The organism is Mycobacterium sp. OAE908 (genome assembly GCF_017872775.1).
GTDB lineage: Bacteria > Actinomycetota > Actinomycetes > Mycobacteriales > Mycobacteriaceae > Mycobacterium.
The window spans coordinates 1,055,261-1,069,423 of the sequence record NZ_JAGGJL010000001.1; the positions used below are offsets into that span (position 1 = coordinate 1,055,261).

A 14,163-nucleotide genomic window follows, 5' to 3' on the forward strand; every position below is an offset into this window, starting at 1 on the left:
TCACCCGAACAACCGGGGAAGCACGCCCTCCGACGTACTGCGCAGGTCCTCCAGCGAAACCGTGAACAAGCCTTGTACTTCTATCGCGTCGCTGGCCTCGTCCACGACCCCGATGCGCGCTGCGGGCAGGCCACGGGCCTCACACATCGCGGTGAACCTGCTCTCCTCGGTGCGGGGCACCGCGACCAGCACCCGCCCCGCGGACTCCGAGAACAGCGTGACAAAGGGATCGGCACCCTCGGGAAGTACGATGCGGCACCCGGTTTCGCCAGCAAGGGCCGCCTCGACGACCGCCTGCATCAGCCCGCCTTCGGACAGATCGTGCGCAGCCGAGACCATCCCGTCACGAGACCCGGCGGCGAGCACCTCGGCGATCAACTTCTCGCGCGGCAGGTCGACGCGCGGCGGCAGCCCACCGAGATGATCGGCGGTGACCTGCGCCCAGATCGACCCGTCGAACTCGTCGCGGGTGTCGCCGAGCAGGATCAGCGTTTCGCCGGGTTCTGCCCCGAGGCCGGTCGGAATGCGGCGCTTGACATCATCGATGACACCCAGCACACCGACGACCGGCGTCGGCAGGATCGGCGCGGTCCCCGTCTGGTTGTAGAAGCTGACGTTGCCGCCGGTGACCGGAATGCCAAGTGCCGCACAGCCGTCGGCGAGGCCACGGACGGCCTGACTGAACTGCCACATCACGCCGGGGTCCTCGGGCGAGCCGAAGTTGAGGCAGTTGGTCACCGCAACCGGCTTCGCACCGGTCACTGCGACGTTGCGATACGCCTCGGCCAGCGCGAGCTGAGCGCCCGTGTACGGGTCGAGCTGGGTGTAGCGCCCGGATGCGTCGGTGGACACCGCGATGCCGCGCCCGCTCGCTTCGTCGACGCGCAGCACCCCGCCGTCGGCGTGTTCGGCGAGCACGGTGTTGCCGCGTACGTACCGGTCGTACTGCTCGGTGATGAAGGCCCGGCTGCACAGGTGCGGACTGCCAACCAGCGCAAGCAAAGTCGCCTTGAGTTCGTCGCCCGTCGACGGCCTCGGAAGCTTGGCCGACGTGTCGGCGTTCAACGCGTCCTGAGTGTCAGGACGCTGCACCGGACGCTCGTAGACCGGACCCTCGTGGGCGACGGTGCGCGGCGGCACGTCGACCACGGTCTCGCCGTGCCAGGTGATCTGCAGCCGGTCGCCGTCGGTGACCTCACCGATGACGGTGGCCAGCACCTCCCACTTGCGGCATACGGCCATGAACTTGTCGACGTTTTCCGGCGTGACGACCGCACACATCCGTTCCTGCGACTCGCTCGACAGGATCTCGGCCGGCGTCATGTTGGCCGCCCGCAGTGGCACGGTGTCCAGCTCGATACGCATGCCGCCGTCGCCTGCAGACGCGAGTTCCGATGTGGCACAAGACAATCCGGCGCCGCCGAGATCCTGGATGCCGACGACGAGGTCGTTGGCGTACAGCTCGAGACAGCATTCGATGAGCACCTTCTCCATGAAGGGGTCGCCCACCTGAACGCTTGGCAGCTTCTTGCGGCCCGGCGCACCGGATTCGTCGCCGCCGAATGTCTCCGACGCCAGCACCGAAACGCCGCCGATGCCGTCGAGACCCGTGCGCGCCCCGAACAGGATGATCTTGTTACCGGTGCCCGACGCGAACGCCAGGTGCAGATCTTCCTTGCGCAGCACGCCGACGCACAGCGCGTTCACCAACGGGTTGCCTGCATAGGAGGCGTCGAAAACGGTCTCCCCACCGATGTTGGGCAGCCCCAGCGAGTTTCCGTAGCCGCCGATGCCGCGCACCACACCGTCGACGACCCGGCGGGTGTCGGGCGCGTCGGCGGCGCCGAACCGCAGTTGGTCCATGACTGCGACCGGGCGCGCACCCATGGCCATGATGTCGCGGACGATGCCGCCGACACCGGTGGCCGCGCCCTGATACGGCTCGATGTAGGACGGGTGGTTGTGCGACTCGACCTTGAAGGTGGCCGCCCAGCCGTCGCCGATGTCGACGACGCCCGCGTTCTCGCCGATGCCTGCGAGCATTGCCTCGCGCATCTTTTCGGTGGTGGTCTCACCGAAGTAGCGCAGATGCACCTTGGAGGATTTGTAGGAGCAGTGCTCGCTCCACATCACCGAGTACATGGCCAGCTCGGCGTCGGTGGGCCGACGGCCGAGGATCTCGCGTATCCGCTGGTACTCGTCATCCTTCAGGCCGAGTTCGCGAAACGGCTGAGGTTGCTCGGGAGTGGCGGTGGCGTGGTCGACGGTGTCAGCGATATTCAGGCCGTGGGTTAGCTCCGACGTCACCCGGCCAGTCTAGTTTGGCGCCGATCATGGCGGGTATCGCGACGCGTATGGGCCAAACCGTCGCCGACTACATCTTGTCCCGTCTACGCGAATGGCACGTCGGCCAGGTCTTCGGCTATCCCGGCGACGGGATCAACGGGCTGATCGCCGCGTTCGGCAAGGCCGACAACAACCCGCGGTTCATCCAGTCGCGCCACGAGGAGATGTCGGCGTTTCAGGCCACCGGCTACGCGAAATTCTCCGGCGAGGTCGGCGTGTGCATGGCGACGTCGGGGCCTGGCGCGATTCACCTGCTCAACGGGCTCTACGACGCCAAACTCGACCACACCCCGGTGGTGGCGATCGTCGGGCAGACGGCACGCAGCGCAATGGGCGGCAGTTACCAGCAAGAGGTCGACCTGCAGACCCTGTTCAAGGACGTGGCCAGCGACTACCTGGTCGAGGTCAACGTCGCCAGCCAGCTGCCCAATGCTCTCGATCGCGCGTTCCGGACCGCGCGGGCGCGGCGTGCGCCGACGGCGATCGTGATCCCGTCGGATCTGCAGGAGGAGGCCTACGAGCCACCGGCGCACGCATTCAAACAGGTGCCGTCGAGCGCGCCACACGACGTCGAACCGGTGCTGACCGCGAATCCCGATGCGGTCTCACTGGCCGCCGACATTCTGAACAGCGGATCGCGCGTCGCGATTCTGGTGGGGCAGGGTGCCCGCGGTGCGGCGGCCGAGATCCACGAGGTGGCCGAACGCACCGGCGCCGGTGTGGCGAAGGCGCTGCTGGGCAAGGACGTGCTCTCCGACGACCTTCCGTATGTCACGGGGTCGATCGGCCTGCTGGGCACCAGGGCCAGCTATGAGTTGATGCGGGACTGCGACACGTTGCTGATCGTGGGGTCCAACTTCCCGTACAGCCAGTTCCTGCCCGAGTACGGCAAGGCCCGCGCGGTGCAGATCGACATCGACGGCGCCAATATCGGCATGCGCTATCCCACCGAGGTCAACATCGTTGCGGACGCCAAAACCGCTCTGGTGCAACTGCTTCCATTGCTGACCCGCAAGACGGAGCGCTCGTGGCGGGACACCGTCGAGGCCAACGTCGCACAGTGGTGGCAGACGGTGGAACGGCAGGCCATGCTGTCGGCCGATCCGGTGAACCCGATGCGGGTCGTGTGGGAACTATCCAGCCGGCTGCCTGCTAACGCGATCGTCGTCGGTGACTCGGGGTCGTCGACCAACTGGTACGCGCGCTGTCTGCGGTTCGGCCCGGACATGCGCGGGTCGCTGTCGGGGACGCTGGCGACCATGGGCCCGGCGGTGCCCTATGCGATCGGCGCCAAATACGCACACCCGGACCGGCCGGTGATCGCTTTGGCAGGCGACGGCGCGATGCAGATGAACGGCCTGGCCGAACTGCTCACCATCCGCAGGTACTGGCGGCAGTGGTCGGATCCGCGACTGGTGGTGTGCGTGTTCCACAACAACGACCTCTCCCACGTCACCTGGGAACTGCGCGCGATGGGCGGCGCGCCGAAGTTCGACGAGTCGCAGGCACTGCCCGACGTGTCCTACGCCGAAGTGGCCCGCACGATGGGGCTCAAGGCGATCGCCGTCGACGACCCCGACGCGGTTGGGTCGGCATGGGATCAGGCGCTGGCGACCAACGAACCCATCGTGCTCGACATGCGGACCGATCCCGAGGTACCCCCTATCCCGCCACACACCACCTACGACGAGATGAAGTCGATGACCGAGGCCCTCCTCAAGGGCGACCCGAACGGCTGGCATGTAGTCGGAGAAATTGCGAAAAACAAAGCGGCGGAACTCCTTACGCGCGCGGGTTTGTCGCCCAAAAGCGGCGCGTAGGCGCTCGAGCGCTGCGGCTCGAGACCTACGTCAGCGACGCCCCGGGTTTGCGCTCGGCAAACGGCGGGTACGTGCTACTCGTGCCCGCCGCCGGCGAACCTTGCAGCGTCGTTGACTTCAGCGACAGGAACTACAACGTCCTGTGGTACGCCGAGCAGTGCCTCCTTCGATTGCAGAACCACCTCGCCGCCGCGGAATTAGACGATCACCAGGTCAGCCCTCGTCGGTGACGCAGAAGGCGTTGCCCTCCGGGTCGGTGAGCACCACCCAGGCGACAGGGCCCATGCTGTGCCGCCCATTTTCGGTGGCACCGAGATCTACGAGCCGCTTCACCTCGGCGTCGACGTCGGCGGCGGAGAAATCGAGGTGGATCTTGTTTTTCCCCGGCGTCGGGTCGGCGACCTTCTGGAACAGCAGCTTGGGGCCCGGCTGCCGTTCGACGGCGACGTATTCGCCAGGGACATAAGGGGTTAGCTGCCCGCCCGCGGCTTGTGCCCACCACTGCGCGGCCTTGTCGGGGTCGGTTGTGTCGAAGGTGATCGATTCCACATTGAGCGCCATGGCGCCGACCCTAGATCACAGGGGTGACAAAAAAGCCTGAAGCGCGGCGGAGTAGGCGCCGACATCGGCGGCACCCATCACCTCGCGCGCAGAATGCATGGCGAGTTGCGGGGCACCGACGTCGACGGTGGGGATGCCGGTGCGCGCGGAGGTCATCGGGCCGATGGTGGAGCCGCATGGCAGGTCGGCGCGATGCTCGTAGCGCTGCAGCGGGACCTCCGCTTGAGCGCATGCCAGCGCGAAGGCGGCCGCGGTGCGCCCGTCGGTGGCGTACCGCAGATTGGGCTGCACCTTGAGCACCGGGCCCGCGTTGACCTCGATGAGGTGGCCCGGTTCGTGCCGCTCGGGGTAATTCGGATGGGTGGCATGCGCCATGTCGCCCGAAGCCACCATCGAGCGCGACGCCCGTCGCAGGAAGTCCTCCCGGCTGCCGCGCGCCGCCAGCGTGATCCGCTCCAGAACCGTCGGCAGCAGGTCGGACTGCGCGCCGTGGTCGGACTGCGAGCCGACCTCCTCGTGATCGAAGAGGGCGAGCACCGGAACGTGATCGGTGGGTTCGATGGCCAGCAGCGCTTCGAGGCCGGCGTAGCAGGTGGCTTGGTTATCCAACCGGGGTGCGCTGACAAGCTCTTGGTCGACGCCGGCCAGCCGTGAGGGCGTCAGGTCGTAGGTCATCAGGTCGTAGCCGAGAACATCGGCTTCCGCGACGCCTGCATGCTCGGCGACGTAACGGAGAAACGATCGGCTGCCGCTGCCGACGCCCCATACCGCGTTGACGTGCCGCTGGGGGTCAAGCGCCACCGCCTTGCGGTCCTCGGCCAAATGGATCGCCAACTGCGGCACCCGCAGTATCGGTTCGTCGATGCGGACCAGCCAATGGTCAACGGTGTTGCCGACGCGTAGTGACAATCGGCCGCTGACGCCGAGGTCGCGGTCGAGCCACGAGTTCAGCCACGCCCCGCCGTATGGCTGCAGCGCCACAACCTGCCAGCCGGAGATGAAGCGGTCGGGGTGTTGCTTGACCCGCAGGTTGGGGCTGTCGGTATGCGCGCCGACCACGCGGAACGGGGTGTTCGGGTCGGTGCCGGCGATCCACGCGATCAGCGAGCCGGCGCGCACGGTGAAGAAGCGGCCCGAGGCGGGCCAGGCGTCGGCCTCGGACAGCTCCGTAAACCCTGCGTCGACGAGGCGCTGCGCCACCGTCGCGCAGACGTGGAACGGCGACGGTGAGGCGTCGATGAACTCGCACAGCCCCTGTGCACTTGCGGACATGGTTAACCATCATTGCCGACGATCTTGACGATAAGGTCGAACGGTGCCCGACCCACTGCCGCAACCGGTAACGGCGCCGTTGACACCTGCAGCCATCTTCTTGGTGGTCACCATCAATGAAGAGGAGGGGGCGGTCCAAGAAGTCCACGACGCGCTGCCCGACATCGCTGGACTGGTCCGCGCCGTCGGCTTCCGTGACCCGGACAAGAGGTTGTCGGTGGTCACATCGATCGGATCGGATGCCTGGGATCGGCTGTTCTCCGGCCCGCGTCCCGCTGAGCTGACGCCGTTCATCGAGCTGACCGGGGGCCGCCACGAAGCGCCTGCGACGCCAGGGGATCTGCTGTTCCACATCAAGGCCATGTCGATGGACATGTGCTTTGAGCTGGCCGGCCGCATCGTCAAGGCGCTGGGACCGGTCACGGTCGTCGACGAGACGCACGGCTTCCGGTTTTTCGACAACCGGGATCTGCTCGGCTTCGTCGACGGGACCGAGAACCCGGACGGCCCACTTGCGGTGTCCGCCACCGAGATCGGCGACGAGGATCCTGATTTCGCAGGCGGCTGCTATGTGCATGTGCAGAAGTACCTGCACGACATGTCGGCGTGGGATGCGCTGTCGGTCACGGAGCAGGAGTTGGTGATCGGGCGGAGCAAGCTCGAGGACATCGAGATGGATGACGATGTCAAGCCGGCGAATTCGCATATTGCGCTGAATGTCATCGAGGACGAAGACGGCAACGAGCTGAAGATCGTCCGGCACAACATGCCGTTCGGGGAGATCGGCAAGGGCGAGTACGGCACGTACTTCATCGGCTACTCGCGCACCGCCGCGGTCACCGAGCAGATGCTGCGCAACATGTTCATCGGCGACCCGCCGGGCAATACCGACCACATCCTGGAGTTCTCGACCGCGATCACCGGTGGCAAGTTCTTCACGCCGATCGTCGACTTTCTCAATGACCCTCCCCCGCTTCCGAATTCGGAGCCCGAAGAAGAGCAGCCCGAAGTCACCGCCGCGCCCGTCAGGAACGGCTCGCTGGGTATCGGCAGCCTGAAAGGAACCCGCCAATGAACAACCTGTATCGCGATCTGGCTCCGATCACCGAAGGCGCGTGGGCGCAGATCGAAGAGGAAGCGACGCGAACGTTCAAGCGGCACATCGCGGGACGGCGTGTGGTCGACGTCAGCGAACCGGGCGGGCCGGTGACCGCGGCGATCAGCACGGGTCATCTCAGCGATGTGACGGCGCCGGGCGACGGAGTGGTGGCGCATCTGCGCGACAGCAAGCCGCTGGTACGGTTGCGGGTGCCGTTCACGGTGTCGCGCACAGCAATTGACGATGTCGAACGCGGTGCGCAGGATTCGGATTGGGATCCGGTGAAGGACGCGGCGAAGAAGCTGGCGTTCGTGGAGGACCGCGCGATCTTCGAAGGGTATGAGGCCGCGTCCATCGAGGGCATTCGGGCGTGCAGCTCGAACCCGGCGCTGGCCCTGCCGCAGGATGCACGCGAGATCCCTGACGTGATTGCCCAAGCGTTGTCGGAGCTGCGGCTCGCGGGTGTCGACGGGCCCTATTGCGTGCTGCTGTCGGCCGATGTGTACACGAAGGTCAGCGAGACCACCGAACACGGCTATCCGATCCGCGAGCACCTCAACCGGCTGGTCGACGGCGACATCATCTGGGCCCCCGCGATCGACGGTGCGTTCGTGTTGTCAACGCGCGGCGGCGATTTCGACCTGCAGCTGGGCACCGACGTGTCGATCGGTTACCTGTCGCACGACGCCGACAATGTCGAGCTCTATCTAGAGGAGACGCTGACGTTCCTCTGCTATACGGCCGAAGCCTCAGTCGCCTTGACTCCCTAGCCCCAACTACGCCGAGCGTGCGTGTCTGCACGCCGACACGCGGTAATTTGCGTACATTTCGCGCACGCTCGCGGCGCTCGATTAGCCGATCCGTGGATCGGTTACCTCGTCGACGAGCTCATTCGTTTCCAGATCAAGGCGTTGCGGACGAGCTAGGTGTGCGGCGTCCGTCGTCACCTTCATGATGAGATCTGCCGGGTTCAAGCCGAGGCCCGCCAGGCCGTGCATCGCCGTCTGGACGGCTTCGTCTTCAGGGATGTCCCGGCCGCCGGCATAAACCTTGGTGGTGTGGACGTACGCGGCGGTTCCGTTCGACGGGCGATGAAAGGAGACCATCCGCACACTGCTGGCCGTTTGGGGTGGCCCGCTGAATGAGCCCGTGGTGTCGAACTGGTTGACGACGGCGGCCGCAGCACCGTTGTCGGAGATCAACTGGAAGTGCATCTCGGTCACGCCCGCCGCGACGAAGGAAGGTCCGTTCACCACGGTCGCCGCCCCGTTGACGACGACGTTCTGAAAGAGCGCATAACTGCGGAACATTGGATGTGGCGGAAGATTGGAGTTGAACTCCAGATGCAGCGCCAGCGTTGACTGGGCGACGACTGAGTGCGGTGCGTGGGAGTAGTGAACCGTGGCGGTGCAACCCCAGGTATGCACGTGGTCTGTCAAGACGATCATCGACCGTGCCCCTTCTGCAGCGTGCACCAATTGTGACAGGCGGATTATGTGGGGAATGCGAAATTGCTCTCAGTGCAGGTGGCTCAGTTCTTCGCTTGAAGCTGCGCGAGACGCTTGAGCGCTCTCCCGTCGGTGAGTTCGCCCCGGGATTCTGGGTGCTGCCAATAGAACCGGACGAGTTCTCGCAATGCTGCACCGCCAGGTGTCATCCCACCGGCTGCGATCGTGGCGGTGCTTTCGTCTGACATGACGAACACGATCGCGTTCGGTGTTGGCGCCTGTTTGCTCGGTTCCTCGTCGGTGACGTCGTGGACTTGCTCCCAGTCCCCCGAATTTGACCGAAAACCTTCTGACAACTCGAATCCGGCCCGCGTCATGCGCAGGTACTTGGTGCTGCCCCGACTTACAGTTCGCCACAGCATCGGTGCGCCCATCGCCACAAGCACGGCGCTGACAAACGGCAGCGAGTAGCGCATGAAGGGTGGCACCGGGATATCCAGCTTCCCGAGTGGTACGAGTACCACGATCAGGGCGCAGGCTACGACGGCGCCGGCGAGCGACACCTGGATGGATGTGTCGATGACGCGATCGGGCCGAAACGTCGTGCCCGCGTCGTCGACTTCTACGCGTGGAGTCACCGTGCCTCGGACAGCCTTAGCCACAGGAAATATCAACCCGTAGCAGAACGCGCAGCCACCAAGCGCCACAACGGCCGACGGGTACTCACCACGCACCAGACTGCGCACAGCCAAAAACGCGGCCACAGTTCCGATGGTGCCGAAGAAAAGCCAGGCCAGTATCGCAGTGGACATCTTCATCAGCGGCGGACTTCCTGGCCGTCAGTGGGGAGCCACCAACGAGAAGAGCTTGTCGTCGGTGCGTTGAACCAATGTCGTGTTCACCTTCCACACCTCTTTGGCTTCGTTCGGCGCGGAACCCGGAATCGACCACAGCGTGTCGCAGGTCGCTAGGTCGACACCTTGTGCAGGCGATTCCGCCGTCAGGGCGACCGCAACCTCGCCATCTGACGCGATGTACTGGTAACCGAGGCTTGCGCCTTCACACGCTTTCCCTGCCTTGGCCGTTCGCAAGTCGAATTGCTGCCATCTTCGATGGTCGGCATCGGTCGAAATGTAGAACCGAGACCCGATCAGACGTGCATCTGGCGACGGTACCGACGGCGGCAGGTCGAGCAGCTTTCTGCCATCGATGCTGTAAACACGATTGCTGGAAGCCGATCCCACAACGGGGAGGTCTAAGGAGCGGGTCTCGAGACGGCCATCCCCCTCCGGCTCACCGATCTTCTTGCCGGTGTTGTCGAAGAAGGCGACCCGTTCCGTGAGATCAGGTCCCTCGGTGTATTCGTAACCGAAGCCCCCGGGATAGACAACCGCCTGACCAAGCTGAACATTCTGCGGGACAGCAGGTTTCACAATTTTTCCGTCGACGACAGAGAACACGATGTCACTTACCTGGCCACTGCCTTGTACTGCGAGCGTCGATGGAGCGCTGTCGCGCGCCATCTTGGTGAACTGAGCGGGAAGTATGCCGTTGCCGGGCACGAACCAGGTCAGCTCGCCGCGCGATCCCACTCCGTAGATGCCTTTGCCGGTGACGGTCGCAACGGCGTAGTCGCCGATCTGCTCGAGAATGGGCTGACCGTCCGTTCTCGCTACGCGCAGATCGGTAGGACCGTCGAAGGTTAGTGTGCCCGACGACGTATCGACCGCCCAGGCGGTTGACGGCAGTTTGGGGTCAGGCCCTTGTCGTACGCACAGAACCGCGGGTGGGCCGTTGACGTAACAGTTGAAATCCGTTGCATCACCGGCCGATCCGAGGCGCACCGGTCCGAACACACGCCGACCATTCGTCACGTCGAGGCCAAGCAGCCACCACCCCTCGCCTGTAATACCCAGGAAGACGCCACGATCGCCGATATTGCCCACCGGCCGCACTACTGTTCCCGGCGGAAGACCTAGGTCCTTCGCGGTCGTTGTCCATCCGGGCACCGGCTGCCGACGCATCGATGAGGACAGCAGAGTCTGTTGCGGCAGGCCCGTCACCGACGGTGCGGCATGCGGCTGCTCCTCTGCAGCGCGGCCACCGCAGCCGACCAACACGAGCCAGGCTGCGATGAGGCACAGGAGTTTCAGCATCATTCGTGCCTCAGGATTCTGTCTCGAGCCGCCGCAGAGCCCGGCCCTCGGTTAGTTCCTGGCGGTCGTCGGGATGTTTCCAGTAGTGGCGCACAAACTCCCGCAGCGCGTGACCGCCTGGTGTGTACGAGTCAGAGGGCAAGATTCGAGTACGCCCATCGGTGGTTGTGATATAGGTGGTTCCACTGGGGCGGCGCGAGTTCTGGGCTCTGTCCGCGACATCTGTCACTTCGTCCCATGCTCGCAGCGCCGAGTTCACGGTGTTTCCCAACTCCAGGTTGTCGACCGTCATTCGAACATAACTCGGCCCGCGTCGCCTGATTATCTGCAGCACGCTGAAAACGCCTACCAACGTTGCGGCGGCACAAGCGAACACGAAGTACCTCACGTCGTTGCGTGGCACGCGAATAGCGATCATATCGAGAGGTGCGAAGACGGCGTAGCACGCCATCCCGAGGAACGCCCCGAAGGTCGAAGCCATCAAAAGGGTGTCCACTCGCCGGTCCGGCCGCACCATGATTCCATCACTCTCACGCTGGATGCGTGCCTTCACTTTTCGCAGGGCGACGACGGCCAGCATCAATATCAAGCCCAGCGTGAAGACCGCGAATCCCAGTGCCACGACGGCCGATAGGTACTCTCCGCGCGCGATGTAGACGAATGCCCAAATGAGGCAGAAAATGCCCAACGGGCCGAAAAGAATCCACAGGTAGGCGGTAGCGAGCGACGACTTCACGGCGCGCACATTACGTTGCCGACCAATTCCCCCACGTATCCGAAGACGAAGCCGCCCGCCGTGTTTGCGCCGAACGCCGCGATTGGACCGACTCCCGGTATGGCTCCCACGACAACAGAGGTTGCAAGACCTCCGGCCACCCCAACACCACCGGACCACGCGGCAACGCAGCGGTCGTACAAGGTATCCGCCGTCACCATGTTGTAGGCCATCGTCGCGATGCCCAGCGCCGGCCCACCCCATTTCGCGCCGGCTTTGACCTTCTCCAGTTCCGCCATCGACAGCCCCGGAATGCCTTTGTCGGCTTTGGTTTCCAGCCCCGAGAGCGCACCGCCGGCCAATGTGGGAATCGGGTCGTTGAAGAACGAGTCCGGCAATACGGCGTGCCGACCGTCAGGCGTCGTGCAGCTACCGGTGCGGACTCCGTCGGCGGTTTCCGACATCACGACGTGCGTTCCATCGCCGTACCACACCTCGGTCGACTTGCCGCCGTCCTCACGCGGAATGGTCGACGTCAGCGATACCGTTTTCCCGTTCTTGTCGGTGTGCAGCACCGTGATCGTCCCCGCCGGGTACACCTGCTCGCTGGGCAAGCCTTGGTCGATGTACTCCGTCGTTACCTGTTTGCTGCCGTCCAGCATCGTGAACGTGGTGATCTGGTTGCCGTCCTTGTCCACTGAGTGGCTGACTTCGCGGACCGTCGACGCCATGTCCTGAGCACGGGCGATTTCCTGGAACTGCCTCCCCTCCTCTGTTCTCGGATCTGCCACGTCGTCGCCGGGGAGGGGCGGCACCGGACCGGGAGGCCCGTACTCCAGATTCGTGAAAACCGATCCAGCGCCTGCCCTCGTTACCAGCAACGCCCGAGCGGTCGACGCGTCGGCTTCGTCAACGGCCTCCAACAGCCCGTTGACCTCGCCCTGGGCCGCTTCGGCTTCCTTCTGCAGTTGAGCGGCCTTCTCCGCTGACATCTCCGCCGGGTCGATCATCACGACCCACTGGTCAGTGACGTTCAGTGGTCCGCTGTCGATTTCCTCGGCGGTCGCCAATAGCTTGGCCCTGGCCCCACCGATCGACGAACTGCCTTTTTCCAGAGCGCCGGCAAAAGCTTCGGCATAGTTTTTGAATCGTGACGCCCTGTCAGTCGCTCGACCGAACATGTCCGCGGCCGCGGCGTGAGCCTCACCGCCCCATCCCCGCGCCTCAGGCATCCGGTCGATTCGATCATCGAGATCGCGGACCGCGGTGTAAATCGATCCTCCGGCGGCCCTGATGGTCGATGCCGGCGCCAACAGCGACTCAGGGTTCCAGCTCTGCAACCGCGAACGTGAAGGCAGCAAGATCAGAACAGCTGTTTGAGGGTGCCTGCCAGCGCGTGGTCGTCGACCTCGTAACGGTCGCCAGCACCGCGGACGGCTTGGCCCATGGACGTGATGTCCTTCACGATGTCCTTTGCCGCGAGCCCCAGGTGGTGGCCGACCTGGCGAGCCGCCCACTGCGTCTCCGACCCCGGCAACCCGTCGGCCGCAGTTGTTGAGGTATTACCAACGTCGATTCCACTGATCGTCGCCGCGATGGCATCAACTTGAGCAGCGAAGGCGCGCAACACTTCTGGATCGACAAGCACCAATACTCCCGTGGTTCACCAAGCCGGGCGGCGCCGTGACAGCGACCACCGATGCGAACCTAACACGGGGCAGAGAGGGCCCCTGACATCAATTTGCGCACCTTGGCTTCCCATCGAGTGTGCGCAAAATGCCAACATCCGCCCGCGTGTCGTGTGCAGACACGCACGCTCGGCGGTTCGGGAGGTTAGGCCGCGAGCACCAGATCCAGCGCGGAGTAGAACAGGCCGAGGCCGTCGTCGGACGGACCAGTCAACGCCTCGGTGGCGTGCTCTGGATGCGGCATCAAGCCGACGACGCGGCCGTTGGCCGAGCTGATACCGGCGATGTCACGCATCGATCCGTTGGGATTGTCGCGGTAGCGGAACACCACCCGGCCGTCGCCCTCGAGTTCGTCGAGCACCTGCTCGCTGGCGACGTAGCGGCCCTCCCCGGACTTCAGCGGCACCAGGATGTCGGCGCCGACGTCGTAACGCGAGGTCCACGCCGACGAATTCGACGCCACCTCGAGCCACAGATCGCGGCAGACGAAGTGCAGGCCCGCGTTACGCGTCAACGCGCCCGGCAGCAGGCCCGCCTCGCACAGCACCTGAAAACCGTTGCAAATCCCCAACACTGGCAGTCCCTGCTCCGCGCCGCGGACGACCTCGCCCATCACAGGTGCGAACTTCGCGATCGCACCGCATCGCAGATAGTCGCCGTACGAGAAACCACCGGGCACCACAACAGCGTCGACGCCCTTGAGGTCGGCATCGGCGTGCCACAGGCTGACCGCCTCGGCGCCTGCCAGTCGAACCGCCCGTGCCGCGTCGACGTCGTCAAGGGTGCCCGGGAATGTGATCACGCCCACTCGCGCGGTCACGATTGCTCCCTGCTGACGCTGAAGTCCTCGATGACCGTGTTCGCCAACAGAGATTCGGCGATTTCGGCCAGGGTCTCGTCGTCGATGCTGTCGTCGACCTCGAGCTCGAATCGCTTGCCCTGCCGGACATCTGACACACCGTCGAAGCCGAGACGACCCAGCGCGCCGACGATCGCCTGCCCTTGCGGGTCCAGGATCTCCGCCTTGGGCATCACGTGCACCACCACCCTTGCCACGG

The 14,163-nt window shown here is 64.8% G+C and carries 14 protein-coding genes; 3 read left to right on the forward strand and 11 right to left on the reverse strand.

Going from position 1 to position 14,163, the window contains the following annotated elements; all coding sequences use genetic code 11:
- Complete coding sequence (gene purL, locus J3E61_RS05080; protein ID WP_210085436.1) at positions 1–2,277, reverse strand: phosphoribosylformylglycinamidine synthase subunit PurL; 2,277 nt, start codon at positions 2,275–2,277, stop codon at positions 1–3.
- 77 nt (positions 2,278–2,354) lie between these two features.
- Here purL and J3E61_RS05085 point away from each other — a divergent pair, with 77 nt between their 5' ends.
- Complete coding sequence (locus J3E61_RS05085) at positions 2,355–4,166, forward strand: thiamine pyrophosphate-requiring protein (protein WP_210085437.1); 1,812 nt, start codon at positions 2,355–2,357, stop codon at positions 4,164–4,166.
- A gap of 213 nt (positions 4,167–4,379) precedes the next feature.
- Here the strand turns inward: J3E61_RS05085 and J3E61_RS05090 are convergent, their stop codons facing one another.
- Together J3E61_RS05090 and J3E61_RS05095 are read right to left on the reverse strand one after the other, a co-directional pair.
- Positions 4,380–4,727 (reverse strand): VOC family protein, encoded by a 348-nt coding sequence (locus J3E61_RS05090; RefSeq protein WP_192724193.1) that lies wholly within the window; start codon positions 4,725–4,727, stop codon positions 4,380–4,382.
- A gap of 15 nt (positions 4,728–4,742) precedes the next feature.
- Positions 4,743–5,999, reverse strand: a complete 1,257-nt coding sequence (locus tag J3E61_RS05095) for a M18 family aminopeptidase (protein WP_210082826.1) — start codon at positions 5,997–5,999, stop codon at positions 4,743–4,745.
- A 43-nt stretch (positions 6,000–6,042) separates the two neighbouring features.
- On the opposite strand from J3E61_RS05095, the gene J3E61_RS05100 reads away from it, so the two are divergent.
- On the forward strand, positions 6,043–7,074 hold the full coding sequence (locus J3E61_RS05100) for a Dyp-type peroxidase (RefSeq protein ID WP_210082827.1): 1,032 nt from the start codon (positions 6,043–6,045) through the stop codon (positions 7,072–7,074).
- A complete protein-coding gene (locus J3E61_RS05105) occupies positions 7,071–7,868 on the forward strand; it encodes an encapsulin (protein ID WP_210082828.1) in 798 nt (265 codons plus the stop codon). The genes J3E61_RS05100 and J3E61_RS05105 overlap by 4 nt, the downstream gene beginning before the upstream one ends.
- Before the next feature lie 81 nt (positions 7,869–7,949).
- On the opposite strand, the gene J3E61_RS05110 is transcribed toward J3E61_RS05105, so the two are convergent.
- The 8 genes from J3E61_RS05110 to purS form a co-directional block, all read right to left on the reverse strand.
- Positions 7,950–8,546 carry a hypothetical protein gene (locus tag J3E61_RS05110; protein WP_210082829.1) on the reverse strand — a complete coding sequence of 199 codons (597 nt, stop codon included), beginning with the start codon at positions 8,544–8,546 and terminating at the stop codon, positions 7,950–7,952.
- A gap of 83 nt (positions 8,547–8,629) precedes the next feature.
- Positions 8,630–9,364: a hypothetical protein gene (locus J3E61_RS05115; protein ID WP_210082830.1), complete on the reverse strand. Its 735-nt coding sequence runs from the start codon at positions 9,362–9,364 to the stop codon at positions 8,630–8,632.
- A gap of 21 nt (positions 9,365–9,385) precedes the next feature.
- Positions 9,386–10,492, reverse strand: coding sequence for a hypothetical protein (locus tag J3E61_RS05120; protein ID WP_210082831.1), 1,107 nt, complete (start codon positions 10,490–10,492; stop codon positions 9,386–9,388).
- A gap of 220 nt (positions 10,493–10,712) precedes the next feature.
- Positions 10,713–11,438, reverse strand: coding sequence for a hypothetical protein (locus tag J3E61_RS05125; RefSeq protein ID WP_210082832.1), 726 nt, complete (start codon positions 11,436–11,438; stop codon positions 10,713–10,715).
- Positions 11,435–12,757, reverse strand: a complete 1,323-nt coding sequence (locus tag J3E61_RS05130; protein WP_210082833.1) for a hypothetical protein — start codon at positions 12,755–12,757, stop codon at positions 11,435–11,437. The genes J3E61_RS05125 and J3E61_RS05130 overlap by 4 nt, the downstream gene beginning before the upstream one ends.
- Positions 12,758–12,780: 23 nt before the next feature.
- Positions 12,781–13,065, reverse strand: a complete 285-nt coding sequence (locus J3E61_RS05135) for a hypothetical protein (protein ID WP_210082834.1) — start codon at positions 13,063–13,065, stop codon at positions 12,781–12,783.
- A gap of 185 nt (positions 13,066–13,250) precedes the next feature.
- Positions 13,251–13,925, reverse strand: a complete 675-nt coding sequence (gene purQ / locus J3E61_RS05140; RefSeq protein WP_192724203.1) for a phosphoribosylformylglycinamidine synthase subunit PurQ — start codon at positions 13,923–13,925, stop codon at positions 13,251–13,253.
- Positions 13,922–14,161, reverse strand: coding sequence for a phosphoribosylformylglycinamidine synthase subunit PurS (purS, locus tag J3E61_RS05145; protein WP_192724204.1), 240 nt, complete (start codon positions 14,159–14,161; stop codon positions 13,922–13,924). The genes purQ and purS overlap by 4 nt, the downstream gene beginning before the upstream one ends.
- Positions 14,162–14,163 lie beyond the last annotated feature (2 nt).

What these genes read in the sequence shown, in the direction of transcription:
- J3E61_RS05085 (WP_210085437.1), top strand. Translation starts at nt 2,355, where the DNA reads ATGGGCCAAACCGTCGCCGACTACATCTTGTCCCGTCTACGCGAATGG.
- J3E61_RS05090 (WP_192724193.1), bottom strand. Translation starts at nt 4,727, where the DNA reads ATGGCGCTCAATGTGGAATCGATCACCTTCGACACAACCGACCCCGAC.
- J3E61_RS05095 (WP_210082826.1), bottom strand. Translation starts at nt 5,999, where the DNA reads ATGTCCGCAAGTGCACAGGGGCTGTGCGAGTTCATCGACGCCTCACCG.
- J3E61_RS05105 (WP_210082828.1), top strand. Translation starts at nt 7,071, where the DNA reads ATGAACAACCTGTATCGCGATCTGGCTCCGATCACCGAAGGCGCGTGG.
- J3E61_RS05110 (WP_210082829.1), bottom strand. Translation starts at nt 8,546, where the DNA reads ATGATCGTCTTGACAGACCACGTGCATACCTGGGGTTGCACCGCCACG.
- J3E61_RS05115 (WP_210082830.1), bottom strand. Translation starts at nt 9,364, where the DNA reads ATGAAGATGTCCACTGCGATACTGGCCTGGCTTTTCTTCGGCACCATC.